Source organism: Azospirillum sp. B510, from assembly GCF_000010725.1.
GTDB lineage: Bacteria > Pseudomonadota > Alphaproteobacteria > Azospirillales > Azospirillaceae > Azospirillum > Azospirillum lipoferum_B.
This window is the reverse complement of the sequence record NC_013854.1, coordinates 2,443,261-2,457,234: the sequence shown is the minus strand read 5'-3', so window position 1 is coordinate 2,457,234 and position 13,974 is coordinate 2,443,261. Positions and strand designations below refer to the sequence as shown.

The following is a 13,974-nucleotide window of genomic DNA, read 5'->3' as shown; positions in this document are numbered from 1 at the left end:
GCACTCGGACTTTGGTGGGGAAACGCATGACCTTGAATGAACGGCGGCTCGGCGACCGTATCCTTGCCGCGCTGGAATTGGCGCTGGAACAGAAGCATCTCGATGTGGCCGAACATCTCGTCCGCGCGTTGGAGGAGACGCTGACGCGATTTGGTGGACCCGATGCCGTCGACCACCGCGAACTGTCGGCCGGCATGTTGCAGGCGTTCGACCGGTTGGAGGCTTTGCGCCGGGCCGCCCACCGCATGCCTTGAGCGGAGGGGGCGGCCCAGGCGGTTCCCTCCGAGGTGATTTTTTGCAATTTGGTGATTGACAGGCGCCGGCCCGGACGACTACAAACCGCGCACCGAACGACGGGGGCCTTCAACGGTCCCGGTGAAAAACAGCAGAAAATACAAGCCGTTGGCAATGTGTTGGTCCGCTGTTTCGAACAAGTCGCTCTGCGCGGGTGTAGCTCAGTTGGTTAGAGCGCCGGCCTGTCACGCCGGAGGCCGCGGGTTCAAGTCCCGTCACTCGCGCCACTTCCTCTTTGAAATTCGGCGTAAAGCGCCAATAGTTTTGAAGGACTCGCGATTCGCGGGTCCTTTTTCGTATGCGTATTGTCTTTTCTTTTGTGAATTTTAAAAACGTGGTATTACCAAGCTCTCCCGCGAGGCCAAGCTTGTCCTTCCGCGTGGTGAAAAGCGATTCAAAGCGCTTTCCTTGCCCACGGTCTCGGCATATATTCCGGCCCGTCTGATGGGCTAATCCAAGGCATGGCTGCCACGGCTTTGCGCTTCCGCCGATTTCCCGGCTGGAACGGCGCCCGTGGTCGTGGGCTTATGGGAGGAACGCGGTGTCGACTCCGCTGATCATTGAGTATCTTCCGATCCTGGTGTTTCTGCTGATCGGCATCGCGCTGGCCGCGGTGATGGTGGGGGCATCCTACGTCATCAGCCCGAAGAACCCGGACGCCGAGAAGCTCTCCCCCTACGAATGCGGCTTCGAGCCGTTCGAGGACGCGCGCACCAAGTTCGACGTGCGGTTCTATCTGGTCTCGATCCTGTTCATCATCTTCGACCTCGAGGTCGCCTTCCTGTTCCCGTGGGCGATCGCGCTCGGTGACATCGGGCTGTTCGGCTTCTGGTCGATGATGCTGTTCCTCGGCATCCTGACCATCGGCTTCATCTATGAGTGGAAGAAAGGAGCTCTGGAATGGGAGTAGAGGTCGCCAAGCCGCTGGCGCCGATTCCGCCCGGACCGGAACAGGACGCCTACATCCGCGCGGTCTCCGACGAGATCCAGGACAAGGGCTTCGTGCTGGCGAAGTACGAGGATCTGCTGGCCTGGGCCCGGACCGGCTCGCTGTGGCCGATGACCTTCGGTCTGGCCTGCTGTGCGGTGGAGATGATCCACGCCTATATGAGCCGGTACGACCTGGACCGTTTCGGCGTGATTCCGCGTCCCAGCCCGCGCCAGTCCGACTGCATGATCGTCGCCGGCACCCTGACCAACAAGATGGCCCCGGCGCTCCGCAAGGTCTATGACCAGATGCCGGAGCCGCGCTGGGTGATCTCGATGGGGTCCTGCGCCAATGGCGGCGGCTACTACCACTATTCCTACGCGGTGGTGCGTGGCTGCGACCGGATCGTGCCGGTGGACATCTATGTGCCCGGCTGCCCGCCGACGGCGGAGGCGCTGGTTTACGGCATCCTCCAGCTCCAGAAGAAGATCAAGCGCGGCAACCGCATCGCCCGCTGATCCCAGCGACCGGACCCGGCCGGAGCCGACAGGGCTCCGGGGGCCGGGACCGGACAGAGAAGCGCGCTGAAGACAAGTAGGAAGGCAGGGTCCCACCCATGTCCGAACAGGCGTTGAAGGAACTCGGGGACGTCATCGCCGCCAAGATCGGCGGCGACGTCCTGAAGGTCGAGGTGAGGCTCGGCGAACTGATGGTGACGGTCAAACGGCCGGCCATCCTGGCGGTGCTGACCACGCTGCGCGACGACCCGGCCACCCGGTTCGAGCAGCTGACCGACATCACCGCGGTCGATTACCCGGACCGCGCGGAGCGGTTCGAGGTCGTCTACCAGCTGCTCAGCTACAGCCACAACCGGCGCATGCGCGTGAAGCTGGCCACCGACGAGGACACGCCCGTCCCGTCGGCCGTTTCCGTCTTCAGCGCCGCGAACTGGTTCGAGCGCGAGGTGTGGGACCTGTTCGGCATTTTCTTCGAGAATCATCCGGACCTGCGCCGCATCCTCACCGACTACGGTTTCGAGGGGCACCCCTTCCGCAAGGACTTCCCGCTGACCGGCTATGTCGAGGCCCGCTATGACGAGGACCAGAAGCGCGTGGTCTATGAGCCGGTCCGTCTGACCCAGGATTTCCGCGCCTTCGACTTCCTCAGCCCGTGGGAAGGCATGACCAACGTCATGCTGCCCGGCGATGAGAAGGCGGCCCTCCAGGACGGGAGCAAGAAGCCGTGAGCATGACCGTTTCGACCGAATCGGCGACCGGCGTCGTCTCGACGGGGCCGGGTGCGGCCATCAGCGCCTCCGGTCCGGAGAGCAAGACGCAGATCAAGCCCTACACGATGAATTTCGGGCCGCAGCATCCGGCCGCCCACGGCGTGCTCCGTCTGGTGATGGAGCTGAACGGCGAGGTGGTGGAGCGTTGCGACCCGCATATCGGCCTGCTGCACCGCGGCACCGAGAAGCTGATCGAGTACAAGACCTATGTCCAGGCCGTGCCGTATTTCGACCGGCTGGACTATGTCAGCCCGATGTGCATGGAGCACGCCTATGTGCTCGGCATCGAGAATCTGCTGCAAATCAAGGCGCCGCTGCGCGCCCAGTATATCCGCGTGCTGTTCTCGGAAATCACGCGCATCCTGAACCATATCCTGTCGATCACGACCGGTGCGCTCGACGTCGGCGCCCTCACGCCGGCGCTGTGGGGCTTCGAGGAACGCGAAATCCTCATGGAGTTCTACGAGCGGGTGTCAGGTGCCCGCCTGCACGCCAACTATTTCCGGCCGGGCGGCGTCGCCTGGGACATTCCGGACGGGCTGCTTGACGACATCTGGGCCTTCACCGAGCGTTTTCCCAAATTCATGGACGACCTCGAAAGCCTGCTGACCGAGAACCGCATCTTCAAGCAGCGCACGGTCGACATCGGCATCGTCACCAAGGAGCAGGCGCTCGACTGGGCCTTCACCGGCCCGATGCTGCGCGGCTCCGGCGTCGCCTGGGACCTGCGCAAGTCGCAGCCCTACGAGGTCTATGACCGCATGGAGTTCGACGTCCCGGTCGGCCTGACCGGCGACTGCTGGGCGCGCTATCTGGTCCGCATGGAGGAGATGAAGCAGTCGCTGCGCATCATCCGCCAGTGCTGCAAGGAGATGCCGGCCGGTCCCTACAAGGTTCAGGACCGCAAGGTGTCGCCGCCGCCGCGCGGCGAGATGAAGCGCTCGATGGAAGCGCTGATCCACCATTTCAAGCTCTTCACCGAGGGCTTCCACGTTCCCGCCGGCGAGACCTACACCGCCATCGAGGCGCCCAAGGGCGAGTTCGGCGTGTATCTGGTGTCCGACGGCACCAACAAGCCCTACCGCTGCAAGATCCGCGCGCCGGGCTTCGCCCATCTTCAGGGCCTGGACTTCATGTCGAAGGGGCACATGCTGGCCGACGCCGTCGCCAACATCGCCTCGATGGACATCGTTTTCGGAGAAATCGATCGATGAGCGCGCCCGCTTCCGATCACGGCCACGCCGAGCCGACCAGCTTCACCTTCACTCCGGACAATCTGGAGCTGGCGAAGCGCATCATCGCCAAATATCCGGCCGGCAAGCAGGCCAGCGCCTGCATGCCGCTGCTGGACGTCGCCCAGCGCCAGAACGGCGGCTGGCTGCCGCGCGTCGCCATGGACGCCGTGGCCGACCTGCTCGGCATGCCGCGCATCCGCGTGTACGAGGTCGCGACCTTCTACACGATGTACAACAAGAACCCGGTCGGCCGGCATCACATCCAGGTCTGCACCACCACGCCGTGCTGGCTGCGCGGGTCGGACGACGTCGTCCACGCCTGCAAGAGGAAGCTCGGCATCGGCATGGGCGAGACCACGGCCGACGGCCAGTTCACGCTGGGCGAGGTCGAATGCTCGGGCGCCTGCGTCAACGCGCCGGTTGTGCAGATCGGTGACGATTACTACGAAGACGTGGCCCCGGAACATATCGAGCGCATCCTCGACGCGCTGGCGCGCGGCGAGACGCCGAAGCCCGGTTCGCAGATCGGCCGTCAATCCTCGGAGCCGGTCGGCGGCCCGACGACTCTGAAGGCTTTCACCACCGCGCAAGCGGACGCCACCACCGCGCAAGCGGACGATTGAGGGGGAGGGGACAGCGATGCTTCGCGACGAGGACCGCATCTTCACCAACCTCTACGGCTTCCAGGACTTCGGTCTGGACGGGGCCCGCAAGCGCGGTGACTGGGACAACACGGCGTCCATCCTGGCCAATGGCCGGGAGTGGATCATCGAGCAGGTGAAGCAATCTGGGCTGCGCGGCCGTGGCGGCGCCGGCTTCTCGACCGGCATGAAGTGGTCCTTCATGCCGAAGAACGTGACCGACAAGCCCGTCTATCTCGTCATCAACGCCGACGAGGGCGAGCCCGGCACCTGCAAGGACCGCGACATCCTGCGCCACGATCCGCACAAGCTGATCGAAGGCTGCCTGATCGCCGGTTTCGCCATCGGCGCCAGCGCCTGCTACATCTACATCCGCGGCGAGTTCTACAACGAGGGCTCCAATGTCCAGCGCGCCATCGACGAGGCGTATGCGGCGGGGCTGATCGGCAAGAACGCCTGCGGCACCGGTTATGATTACGACGTCTACATCCACCGCGGTGCCGGCGCCTACATCTGCGGCGAGGAAACCGCGCTCATCGAGTCGATCGAGGGCAAGAAGGGCCAGCCGCGCAACAAGCCGCCCTTCCCGGCCCAGGCCGGTCTCTATTCCTGCCCGACCACGGTGAACAACGTCGAATCGATCGCGGTGGTCCCGACCATCCTGCGTCGCGGCGCCTCCTGGTTCGCCGGCCTCGGCCGTCCGAAGAATTCGGGCACCAAGCTCTTCTGCATCTCCGGGCACGTCAACAATCCGTGCAACGTGGAAGAGGAGATGGGCATCCCGCTGAAGGAGCTGATCGAGAAGCATGCCGGCGGCGTCCGCGGCGGCTGGGACAATCTGCTGGGCATCATCCCCGGCGGCTCGTCGGTTCCGGTGCTGCCGAAATCGATCTGCGACACCGTCCTGATGGACTTCGACAGCCTGCGCGAAGTGCAGTCCGGCCTCGGCACCGCTGCGGTGATCGTGATGGACAAGTCCACCGACATCGTGAAGGCCATCGCCCGCCTGTCGTCCTTCTACGCCCATGAGTCCTGCGGCCAGTGCACGCCCTGCCGCGAGGGCACCGGTTGGATGAGCCGGGTCATGCAGCGCATGGTCACCGGCAACGCGCGGCTGGAAGAGATCGACATGCTGTTGCAGGTCACCAAGCAGGTCGAAGGCCACACCATCTGCGCGCTCGGCGACGCTGCCGCCTGGCCGATCCAGGGCCTGTTCCGCCACTTCCGTCCGGAGGTCGAGCGGCGCATCCAGGCCTACCGCAACAGCGCCCCGCTGGCGGCCGAGTAAGGAGTTCCCGTTCCCATGCCGAAACTGACCATCGACGGGATCGAGATCGAGGTCGAGCCGGGCACCTCGATCCTCCAGGCTTGCGAGCAGCTGGGGATCGAGATTCCGCGCTTCTGCTACCACGAGCGCCTCAGCGTGCCGGCCAACTGCCGCATGTGCCTGGTGGAGATGGAGCGCGCGCCCAAGCCGGTCGCGTCCTGCGCCATGCCCTGCGGCGACGGAATGGTCGTCAAGACCAACAGCGAGACCGTCCTGAAGGCCCGCAAGGGCGTGATGGAGTTCCTGCTGATCAACCACCCGCTGGATTGCCCGATCTGCGACCAGGGCGGCGAGTGCGACCTGCAGGACCAGGCCATGGCCTACGGTTTCGACCGCGGCCGCTATGGCGAGAACAAGCGCGCGGTCAAGGACAAGTATATGGGTCCGGTCATCAAGACCATCATGACCCGTTGCATCCATTGCACCCGCTGCGTCCGCTTCATCAACGAAGTGGCCGGTGTTCCCGATGTCGGCGCCGTCTATCGCGGCGAGCATATGGAGATCACCACCTTCGTCGAGAAGGCCATCGGGTCGGAGCTGTCGGGCAATCTCGCCGACGTCTGCCCGGTCGGCGCCCTGACCCACAAGCCCTATGCCTTCACGGCGCGCCCGTGGGAGCTGCGCAAGACCGAGACCATTGACGTCCTCGACGCCGTCGGCTCGAACATCCGCGTCGATTCCCGTGGCGCCGAAGTGATGCGCGTCCTGCCGCGCGTCAACGACGACATCAACGAGGAGTGGCTGAACGACAAGAGCCGCTACTCCTATGATGGGCTGAAGCGCCAGCGGCTGGACCGCCCCTACATCCGCCAGAACGGCAAGCTGGTTCCGGCCAGCTGGGCCGAGGCCTTCACCGCCGTCGCGGCGCGCCTGAAGGGCCTGCCCGGCAACCGCGTCGCCGCCATCGCCGGCGACCTGGTCGATGTCGAGGCGCAGTTCGCGCTGAAGGAGCTGCTGTCGCGGCTCGGCTCGGCCAATCTGGATTGCCGCCAGGACGGTGCCCGCTTCGACAGCTCGGTGCGCGCCGGCTACCTGTTCAACTCGGGCATCGCCGGCATCGAGAAGGCCGACGTCATCCTGCTGGTCGGCACCAACCCGCGCTGGGAAGGCACGCTGGTCAACGCCCGCATCCGCAAGCGCTATCTGGCCGGCGGCGTCACCATCGCCTCGATCGGCGAGCAGCGTGACCTGACCTATCCCTACAGCGTGATCGGTTCCGGTCCGGAGACGCTTCAGCAGCTGATCGACGGCAGCCATCCCTTCTCCGAGACGCTGCGCACCGCCAAGAACCCGATGATCATCGTCGGCATGGGCGCCTTCCAGCGCGCCGACGGTCTCGCGGTCCAGGCCGCCGCCCGTCTGGTCGGCGAGGTCTATGGCATGTTCCGCGACGACTGGAGCGGCTTCAACGTGCTGCATACCGCCGCCGCGCGGGTCGGCGGCATCGAGGCCGGCTTCCTGCCGGGCGAGGGCGGCCGCGACATCCACGGCATCCTCGACGGCGCCTCGAAGGGCGAGATCGATTTCGTCTACCTGCTGGGCGCCGACGAGATCGACATGGCCAAGCTCGGCAACGCCTTCGTCGTCTATCAGGGCCACCATGGCGATGCCGGCGCCCATCGCGCCGACGTCATCCTGCCGGGTGCCGCCTACACCGAGAAGAACGCCGTCTACGTCAACACCGAAGGCCGGCCGCAGCTCACCCGTCTGGCGGTCTTCCCGCCGGGCGAGGCCCGCGAGGACTGGAAGATCGTCCGCGCCCTGTCGGAAACGCTGGGTGCCACGCTGCCCTTCGACACCCATGGCCAGCTGCGTCAGCGGCTGATGGCGGCCAACCCGGTCTTCGGCGCAGTCGGCGAGATGACCCCGGCCAGCTGGGCGCCCTTCGGCGCCCAGGGCCCGGTCGACGCCGCCCCGTTCGTGACGCCGATCGGCAACTTCTACATGACCGACCCGATCAGCCGGGCGTCGGTGACGATGGCCAACTGCACGGAAGCGCTGGTGGGCCCTGCTCAGGAGAGGACTGGCACCCATGGCTGAGTTCTGGAGCGGCTTTCTCCTGCCGCTGATCATCATCGTTCTGCAGATCCTGGCGATCGTCCTGCCGCTGCTGATCTCGGTGGCCTATCTGGTCTATGCCGAGCGCAAGGTGTTGGGCGCCATGCAGCTGCGCCAGGGCCCGACGATCGTCGGGCCGTTCGGCCTGTTGCAGACCTTCGCCGACGCGCTGAAGCTGTTGAGCAAGGAGCACATCCTGCCGGAGGGCGCCAACCGCGTGGTGTTCTACGTGGCGCCGATGCTGACCATGTTCCTGGCGCTGGTCGCCTGGGCGGTCATCCCCTTCGATTACGGGATGGTGATTTCCAACATCAATGTCGGGGTGCTCTACCTGTTCGCGATCTCCTCGCTGGGCGTGTACGGCATCGTGATGGCGGGTTGGGCGTCGAACTCGCGCTACGCCTTCCTCGGCGGCCTGCGCTCGGCGGCGCAGATGGTGTCCTACGAGGTCTCGATGGGCCTCATCCTCGTCACCGTCCTGCTGTGCACCGGGTCGCTGAACCTGACGGCGATCGTCAAGGCCCAGGAGACGGTGTGGTTCGCCATCCCGCTCTTCCCGATGTTCATCATGTTCTTCATCTCGGCGCTGGCCGAGACCAACCGTTCGCCCTTCGACCTGCCGGAAGGCGAGTCGGAACTGGTCGCCGGCTTCATGGTCGAATACAGCTCCGGCCCCTTCGTGCTCTTCTTCCTTGGCGAATACGCCAACATGATCCTGATGAGCGCGATGACGAGCATCCTGTTCCTCGGCGGCTGGCTGCCCCCGTTGCCCTTCGCGCCCTTCACCTGGGTGCCGGGCATCGTGTGGTTCCTGCTGAAGATCGCGTTCTGCCTGTTCACCTTCATCTGGGTTCGCGGCACGATGCCGCGCTACCGCTACGACCAGCTGATGCGGCTGGGTTGGAAGGTCTTCCTGCCCTTCTCGCTGTTCTGGGTCGTGCTGACCGCCGGCGTGCTGGTGACCTTCGGCTGGCTGCCGAAGTGAGCGGCGGCGAAAGCCATCCGCACCGAACCCGATACTGACTGTCGATTTGAGTGCCGGCGGGCCGCCCCGATCAGGGGGACCCACCGGCGAGGAAGGAGACGAAGAGGCCATGGCGTTCCTCGACCGCGCGGCGCGCAGCCTGTTCCTGACCGAGCTGGTCTGTGGTATGGCGCTGACCTTTCGCTACATGTTCAAGCCGAAGGTCACGATCAACTACCCCTATGAGAAGGGGCCCATCAGCTCGCGCTTCCGTGGTGAGCATGTGCTCCGCCGCTATGCGAGCGGCGAGGAGCGCTGCATCGCGTGCAAGCTGTGCGAGGCGGTGTGCCCGGCTCTCGCCATCACCATCGAGGCCGAACCGCGTGACGACGGCAGCCGCCGCACCACGCGCTACGACATCGACATGACCAAGTGCATCTACTGCGGCCTGTGCCAGGAGGCCTGCCCGGTCGACGCGGTGGTCATGGGGCCGAACTTCGAGTTCTCCACCGAAAACCGTGAAGAGCTCTTCTACAACAAGCAGAAGCTGCTGGCGAACGGCGACCGCTGGGAGGCGGAAATCGCCCAGAACCTCGCGGCCGAGGCTCCTTACCGGTAAGCGGAAGCGAGAAATACGATGATAGTCCAAGGCATCGCCTTCTACGTGTTCGCCGCGCTGCTGGTGGCCTCCGGTGTGATGGTCATCTCGGCGCGGAACCCCGTTCATTCCGTCCTCTATCTGATCCTCGCCTTCTTCCAGGCCGCCGGTCTCTGCGTCCTGATGGGGGCGGAGTTCATCGCGATGATCCTCGTCATCGTCTATGTCGGCGCCGTGGCCGTGCTGTTCCTGTTCGTGGTGATGATGCTCGACATCAACTTCCGCGAACTGCGCCAGGGCGCGATGGAAGCGCTGCCGCTGGGCGCGCTGGTCGGTCTGATCCTGCTGGCCGAACTGGCCGCGGTGCTCGGCGGCTGGATCGTCGCCCCGAACGTGGCCGCCACCATCGGCGCTCCGACCCCGGCGCTCGATCAGGTGACCAACACCCATGCGCTGGGCCGGCTGATCTACACCCAGTATGTCTATCTGTTCCAGGCGTCGGGCATCATCCTGCTGATCGCCATGATCGGCGCCATCGTGCTGACGCTGCGCCACCGGGCCGGCGTGCGCAAACAGAATGTCGGCGTCCAGATCGCCCGTCGCCGGGAAGACGTGGTCGCCATCCGCAAGGTCACGACCGGGGAGGGCGTGTGATCATGGAGATCGGTCTCGGACATTACCTGACGGTCTCGGCCATCATCTTCACGCTCGGTGTGCTTGGCATCTTCCTGAACCGGAAGAACGTCATCATCATCATGATGTCGATCGAGATGATGCTGCTGGCGGTGAACCTGAACCTCGTCGCCTTCTCGACCTTCCTGCACGACCTGGTCGGCCAGGTCTTCGCCATGATCATCCTGACCGTCGCCGCCGCCGAGGCGGCCATCGGCCTCGCCATCCTGGTGGTCTACTTCCGCAACCGCGGCTCGATCCGAGTCGAAGACATCAACATGATGAAGGGCTGAGGCGGCGCCATGGAAGTGCTAGTCGTATTCCTTCCGCTCCTGGCGTTCCTCGTCGCCGGATCGATCGCGCTGTTCGGCGGGCCGAAGGTCCAGCCGACCGCAGCGGGTCACGGAAGCCACGGTCATGGCCATGACGGTCATGGGGACGATCACGGGCATGCCCGGATCGCCCACCATGACGACCATGCCCATGATGATCATGCCCATGACGACGGCCATGACGACCATCATGCCGCCGCCCCGCCGCCGACTGTGGGCGACCGCATCGCCCAGTTCGTGACGGCGGGCGCTGTGATCGTCTCGGCGGTCCTGTCCTGGATCCTGTTCTACGACGTCGCCGTGCACGCCCATCCGCGCACGATCGAGTTGATGACCTGGATCCAGAGCGGCACGCTCGACGTGAAGTGGGCGCTGCGCGTCGACCAGCTCACCGCGGTGATGCTGATCGTCGTCAACACCGTGTCGGCCTGCGTGCATGTCTACTCGATCGGCTACATGGCCGAGGACCCGCAGAAGCCGCGCTTCATGGGCTATCTGTCGCTGTTCACCTTCGCCATGCTGATGCTGGTGACGGCGGACAATCTGGTCCAGCTGTTCTTCGGCTGGGAGGGCGTCGGTCTGGCCTCCTACCTGCTGATCAACTTCTGGTACGAGAAGCCGTCGGCCAACGCCGCCGCCATGAAGGCCTTCCTGGTCAACCGCGTCGGCGACTTCGGCTTCGCGCTCGGCATCTTCGCCATCTTCGTTCTGACCGGCTCGGTCCAGTTCGACGCGATCTTCGCCAAGGCCCCGACGCTGACCGGCGAGACGCTGCATTTCCTCAGCTGGAACTTCAACGGCCTGACCGTCGCCTGTCTGCTGCTGTTCATGGGCGCGATGGGCAAGTCGGCCCAGCTCGGCCTGCACACCTGGCTGCCGGACGCGATGGAGGGCCCGACCCCGGTGTCGGCGCTGATCCATGCCGCCACCATGGTCACCGCCGGCGTCTTCATGGTCTGCCGCCTGTCGCCGGTCTTCGAATACGCTCCGACGGCGCTGGAGGTGGTGACGGTGGTCGGTGGCCTGACCGCCTTCGTCGCGGCGACCATCGGGTTCACCCAGTTCGACATCAAGCGCGTCATCGCCTATTCGACGATGTCGCAGCTCGGCTACATGTTCTTCGCCGCCGGCGTCTCCGCCTACGGCGCGGCGATGTTCCACCTGTTCACCCACGCCTTCTTCAAGGCGCTGCTGTTCCTTGGCGCCGGCTCGGTCATCCACGCCCTGCACCATGAGCAGGACATGCGCAAGATGGGCGGCGTCTGGCGCAAGATCCCCTTCACCTACGCGGTGATGTGGATCGGCAATCTGGCGCTCGCCGGTCTGCCCTTCTTCGCCGGTTACTACTCCAAGGACATGATCCTGGAGGCGGCCTTCGCCTCGGGCAGCGGGGTCGGACGCTTCGCCTTCGCCCTCGGCATCGCCGCGGCGCTGCTGACCGCCTTCTACTCCTGGCGCCTGTTGTTCATGACCTTCCACGGCACGCCGCGGATGGACAAGGACGTCTACGACCACGCCCATGAATCGCCGGTTGTCATGCTGATCCCGCTGGGCGTCCTGACGCTGGGCGCGCTGTTCGCCGGTGTCGGTTTCCACGACTATTTCATCGGTCATGACCGGGCGGAGTTCTGGGGCAAGGCCATCGCCGTCCTGCACGGCCATGACTCGGTCGAAGCCGCGCACCACCACACGCCGGGCTGGGTCTCGCTGGCTCCGCTGGTCGTCGGTCTGATCGGTATCGCCATGGCCTATATCGGCTATGTGATGATGCCGGGCCTGCCGGGCCGGATCGCCGCCACCTTCCGCGGCATCCATCAGTTCCTCTACAACAAATGGTACTTCGACGAGCTGTATGACGCGCTGTTCACCCGTCCGGCCAAGGCGCTCGGCTATGGCCTGTGGAAGTCGGGCGACGGGGCGGTGATCGACGGCGTGGGTCCGGACGGTGTCGCCGCCGCCACCCGCGACGTCGCCGCCCGCGCCAGCCGGTTGCAGTCGGGCTATGTCTACCACTACGCCTTTGCCATGGTGATCGGGGTCGTCCTGCTCATCGCCTGGCTCTCGGTCTTCGGCTGAGCGGTTTCGAAGGAGAACAACAACAATGGCTAGCTGGCCGATCCTGTCGTTCGCGACCTTCCTGCCGCTCGTGGGCGTCGCGCTGATCCTGCTGTTCTGCCGGGGCGACAGCCCGGACGTTCGGCGGAACGTGCGGTATATCGCGCTGTGGACGACGCTCGTCACCTTCGTCCTGACCCTGCTGATCTGGGCCAATTTCGACCCGCGCAATCCCGGCTACCAGATGGTCGAGAAGGCGGGCTGGATCCCCGAGTTCGGCATCAACTATCACATGGGCGTCGACGGCATCTCGGTGCTGTTCGTCGTCCTGTCCGGCTTCCTGATGCCGCTGTGCATCCTGGCGAGCTGGGAGTCGGTGCAGGTCCGCCTCAAGGAATACATGATCGCCTTCCTGGCGCTGGAAACCCTGATGATCGGGATGTTCTGCGCCCTGGACTTCGTGCTGTTCTACATGTTCTTCGAAGGCGTCCTGATCCCGATGTTCCTGATCATCGGTGTCTGGGGCGGTCCGCGCCGCGTCTATGCCGCCTTCAAGTTCTTTCTCTACACGCTGCTCGGCTCGGTCCTGATGCTGCTGGCGATCCTGGCCATGTATTATGTGGCCGGCACCACCGACATCCCGACCATCACCGCCACCCAGTTCCCGCGCGGCATGCAGCTGTGGCTGTGGCTGGCCTTCTTCGCCTCCTTCGCGGTGAAGGTGCCGATGTGGCCGGTCCATACCTGGCTGCCGGACGCCCACGTCGAGGCGCCGACCGCCGGTTCGGTCATCCTGGCCGGCGTGCTGCTGAAGATGGGCGGTTACGGTTTCCTGCGCTTCAACATCCCGATCCTGCCGGAAGCGACCGAGTATTTCGCGCCGCTGATCTACACCCTGTCGGTCGTCGCCGTGATCTACACCTCGCTGGTCGCGCTGGCCCAGGAGGACATGAAGAAGCTGATCGCCTACTCGTCGGTCGCCCATATGGGCTTCGTCACCATCGGCATGTTCGCGCTGAACCAGCAGGGCATCGAGGGCTCGGTGTTCCAGATGCTGTCGCACGGCGTCGTGTCGGGTGCGCTGTTCCTGTGCGTCGGCGTCGTCTATGACCGGCTGCACACCCGCGAGATCGCCCGCTACGGCGGCCTCGTGAAGAACATGCCGAAATACGCCGTCGTCTTCCTGTTCATGACCATGGCCTCGGTCGGTCTGCCCGGCACCGCCGGTTTCGTCGGCGAATTCCTGGTGCTGATGGGCGTGTTCCGCGACAACACCTGGGTCGCGGCGCTCGCCGCCACCGGCATGGTGCTGGGCGCCGCCTACGCGCTTTGGCTGTACCGCCGCATCGTCTACGGCAAGCTGACCAAGCCGGACCTCAAGGCGATGTTCGACATGACCCCGCGTGAGATCGCGGTGTTCCTGCCGCTGATCGCCGTCGTCCTGTGGATGGGCATCTATCCCAGCAGCTTCCTGAACGTCACCTCGGCATCGGTCGAGCAGCTGATCCAGACCTACCAGACCAAGCTGGCCGCGTCGCACGCCGCGTCCGGTGTCTCGGTCGCCGCTCGGTAAGGGGTTCTT

14 protein-coding genes and 1 tRNA gene are annotated in these 13,974 nt (G+C 65.0%); all 15 read left to right on the top strand.

The features are described 5' to 3' along the window. The first annotated feature begins 26 nt into the window (after nt 1-26). Entirely contained in the window at nt 27-254 is a 228-nt protein-coding gene (locus AZL_RS11435) for a hypothetical protein (protein ID WP_042443016.1), read from the top strand. A 190-nt stretch (nt 255-444) separates the two neighbouring features. Beyond that, nucleotides 445-521: transfer RNA gene (locus tag AZL_RS11430), tRNA-Asp, on the top strand. A gap of 314 nt (nt 522-835) precedes the next feature. After that, the gene (locus AZL_RS11425; RefSeq protein WP_012974713.1) at nt 836-1,204 is read left to right on the top strand and encodes an NADH-quinone oxidoreductase subunit A; all 369 of its coding nucleotides are present in this window, start codon (nt 836-838) and stop codon (nt 1,202-1,204) included. Beyond that, a complete protein-coding gene (locus AZL_RS11420; protein ID WP_173380480.1) occupies nt 1,195-1,740 on the top strand; it encodes a NuoB/complex I 20 kDa subunit family protein in 546 nt (181 codons plus the stop codon). Before AZL_RS11425 ends, AZL_RS11420 begins: the two co-directional genes overlap by 10 nt. Before the next feature lie 98 nt (nt 1,741-1,838). Then, nucleotides 1,839-2,468 carry an NADH-quinone oxidoreductase subunit C gene (locus AZL_RS11415; protein ID WP_012974711.1) on the top strand — a complete coding sequence of 210 codons (630 nt, stop codon included), beginning with the start codon at nt 1,839-1,841 and terminating at the stop codon, nt 2,466-2,468. Nucleotides 2,469-2,575: 107 nt separating this feature from the next. Then, complete coding sequence (locus AZL_RS11410) at nt 2,576-3,724, top strand: NADH-quinone oxidoreductase subunit D (protein ID WP_042443752.1); 1,149 nt, start codon at nt 2,576-2,578, stop codon at nt 3,722-3,724. Beyond that, nucleotides 3,721-4,368 carry an NADH-quinone oxidoreductase subunit NuoE gene (nuoE, locus tag AZL_RS11405; RefSeq protein WP_012974709.1) on the top strand — a complete coding sequence of 216 codons (648 nt, stop codon included), beginning with the start codon at nt 3,721-3,723 and terminating at the stop codon, nt 4,366-4,368. Before AZL_RS11410 ends, nuoE begins: the two co-directional genes overlap by 4 nt. Before the next feature lie 16 nt (nt 4,369-4,384). Beyond that, nucleotides 4,385-5,674, top strand: coding sequence for an NADH-quinone oxidoreductase subunit NuoF (gene nuoF, locus AZL_RS11400; protein WP_012974708.1), 1,290 nt, complete (start codon nt 4,385-4,387; stop codon nt 5,672-5,674). Between the two features lie 15 nt (nt 5,675-5,689). Continuing rightward, complete coding sequence (nuoG, locus tag AZL_RS11395) at nt 5,690-7,753, top strand: NADH-quinone oxidoreductase subunit NuoG (protein ID WP_012974707.1); 2,064 nt, start codon at nt 5,690-5,692, stop codon at nt 7,751-7,753. Continuing rightward, nucleotides 7,746-8,756 (top strand): NADH-quinone oxidoreductase subunit NuoH, encoded by a 1,011-nt coding sequence (gene nuoH, locus AZL_RS11390; protein ID WP_012974706.1) that lies wholly within the window; start codon nt 7,746-7,748, stop codon nt 8,754-8,756. The genes nuoG and nuoH overlap by 8 nt, the downstream gene beginning before the upstream one ends. Before the next feature lie 109 nt (nt 8,757-8,865). Beyond that, nucleotides 8,866-9,354 (top strand): NADH-quinone oxidoreductase subunit NuoI, encoded by a 489-nt coding sequence (gene nuoI / locus AZL_RS11385; RefSeq protein ID WP_012974705.1) that lies wholly within the window; start codon nt 8,866-8,868, stop codon nt 9,352-9,354. Between the two features lie 18 nt (nt 9,355-9,372). Next, the gene (locus tag AZL_RS11380) at nt 9,373-9,987 is read left to right on the top strand and encodes an NADH-quinone oxidoreductase subunit J (RefSeq protein ID WP_012974704.1); all 615 of its coding nucleotides are present in this window, start codon (nt 9,373-9,375) and stop codon (nt 9,985-9,987) included. Nucleotides 9,988-9,989: 2 nt separating this feature from the next. Beyond that, on the top strand, nt 9,990-10,298 hold the full coding sequence (gene nuoK, locus AZL_RS11375) for an NADH-quinone oxidoreductase subunit NuoK (protein ID WP_012974703.1): 309 nt from the start codon (nt 9,990-9,992) through the stop codon (nt 10,296-10,298). 9 nt (nt 10,299-10,307) lie between these two features. Next, nucleotides 10,308-12,413, top strand: coding sequence for an NADH-quinone oxidoreductase subunit L (nuoL, locus tag AZL_RS11370; protein ID WP_012974702.1), 2,106 nt, complete (start codon nt 10,308-10,310; stop codon nt 12,411-12,413). A 25-nt stretch (nt 12,414-12,438) separates the two neighbouring features. Then, nucleotides 12,439-13,965: an NADH-quinone oxidoreductase subunit M gene (locus tag AZL_RS11365; protein WP_012974701.1), complete on the top strand. Its 1,527-nt coding sequence runs from the start codon at nt 12,439-12,441 to the stop codon at nt 13,963-13,965. Nucleotides 13,966-13,974 lie beyond the last annotated feature (9 nt).

Bases quoted from the DNA above. Each gene is read 5' to 3' on its own strand.
- nuoK (WP_012974703.1), top strand. From the start codon at position 9,990: ATGGAGATCGGTCTCGGACATTACCTGACGGTCTCGGCCATCATCTTC.
- nuoG (WP_012974707.1), top strand. From the start codon at position 5,690: ATGCCGAAACTGACCATCGACGGGATCGAGATCGAGGTCGAGCCGGGC.
- nuoH (WP_012974706.1), top strand. From the start codon at position 7,746: ATGGCTGAGTTCTGGAGCGGCTTTCTCCTGCCGCTGATCATCATCGTT.
- nuoL (WP_012974702.1), top strand. From the start codon at position 10,308: ATGGAAGTGCTAGTCGTATTCCTTCCGCTCCTGGCGTTCCTCGTCGCC.
- AZL_RS11410 (WP_042443752.1), top strand. From the start codon at position 2,576: ATGAATTTCGGGCCGCAGCATCCGGCCGCCCACGGCGTGCTCCGTCTG.
- nuoF (WP_012974708.1), top strand. From the start codon at position 4,385: ATGCTTCGCGACGAGGACCGCATCTTCACCAACCTCTACGGCTTCCAG.
- AZL_RS11380 (WP_012974704.1), top strand. From the start codon at position 9,373: ATGATAGTCCAAGGCATCGCCTTCTACGTGTTCGCCGCGCTGCTGGTG.
- AZL_RS11415 (WP_012974711.1), top strand. From the start codon at position 1,839: ATGTCCGAACAGGCGTTGAAGGAACTCGGGGACGTCATCGCCGCCAAG.
- AZL_RS11435 (WP_042443016.1), top strand. From the start codon at position 27: ATGACCTTGAATGAACGGCGGCTCGGCGACCGTATCCTTGCCGCGCTG.
- AZL_RS11420 (WP_173380480.1), top strand. From the start codon at position 1,195: ATGGGAGTAGAGGTCGCCAAGCCGCTGGCGCCGATTCCGCCCGGACCG.
- nuoE (WP_012974709.1), top strand. From the start codon at position 3,721: ATGAGCGCGCCCGCTTCCGATCACGGCCACGCCGAGCCGACCAGCTTC.
- AZL_RS11365 (WP_012974701.1), top strand. From the start codon at position 12,439: ATGGCTAGCTGGCCGATCCTGTCGTTCGCGACCTTCCTGCCGCTCGTG.
- nuoI (WP_012974705.1), top strand. From the start codon at position 8,866: ATGGCGTTCCTCGACCGCGCGGCGCGCAGCCTGTTCCTGACCGAGCTG.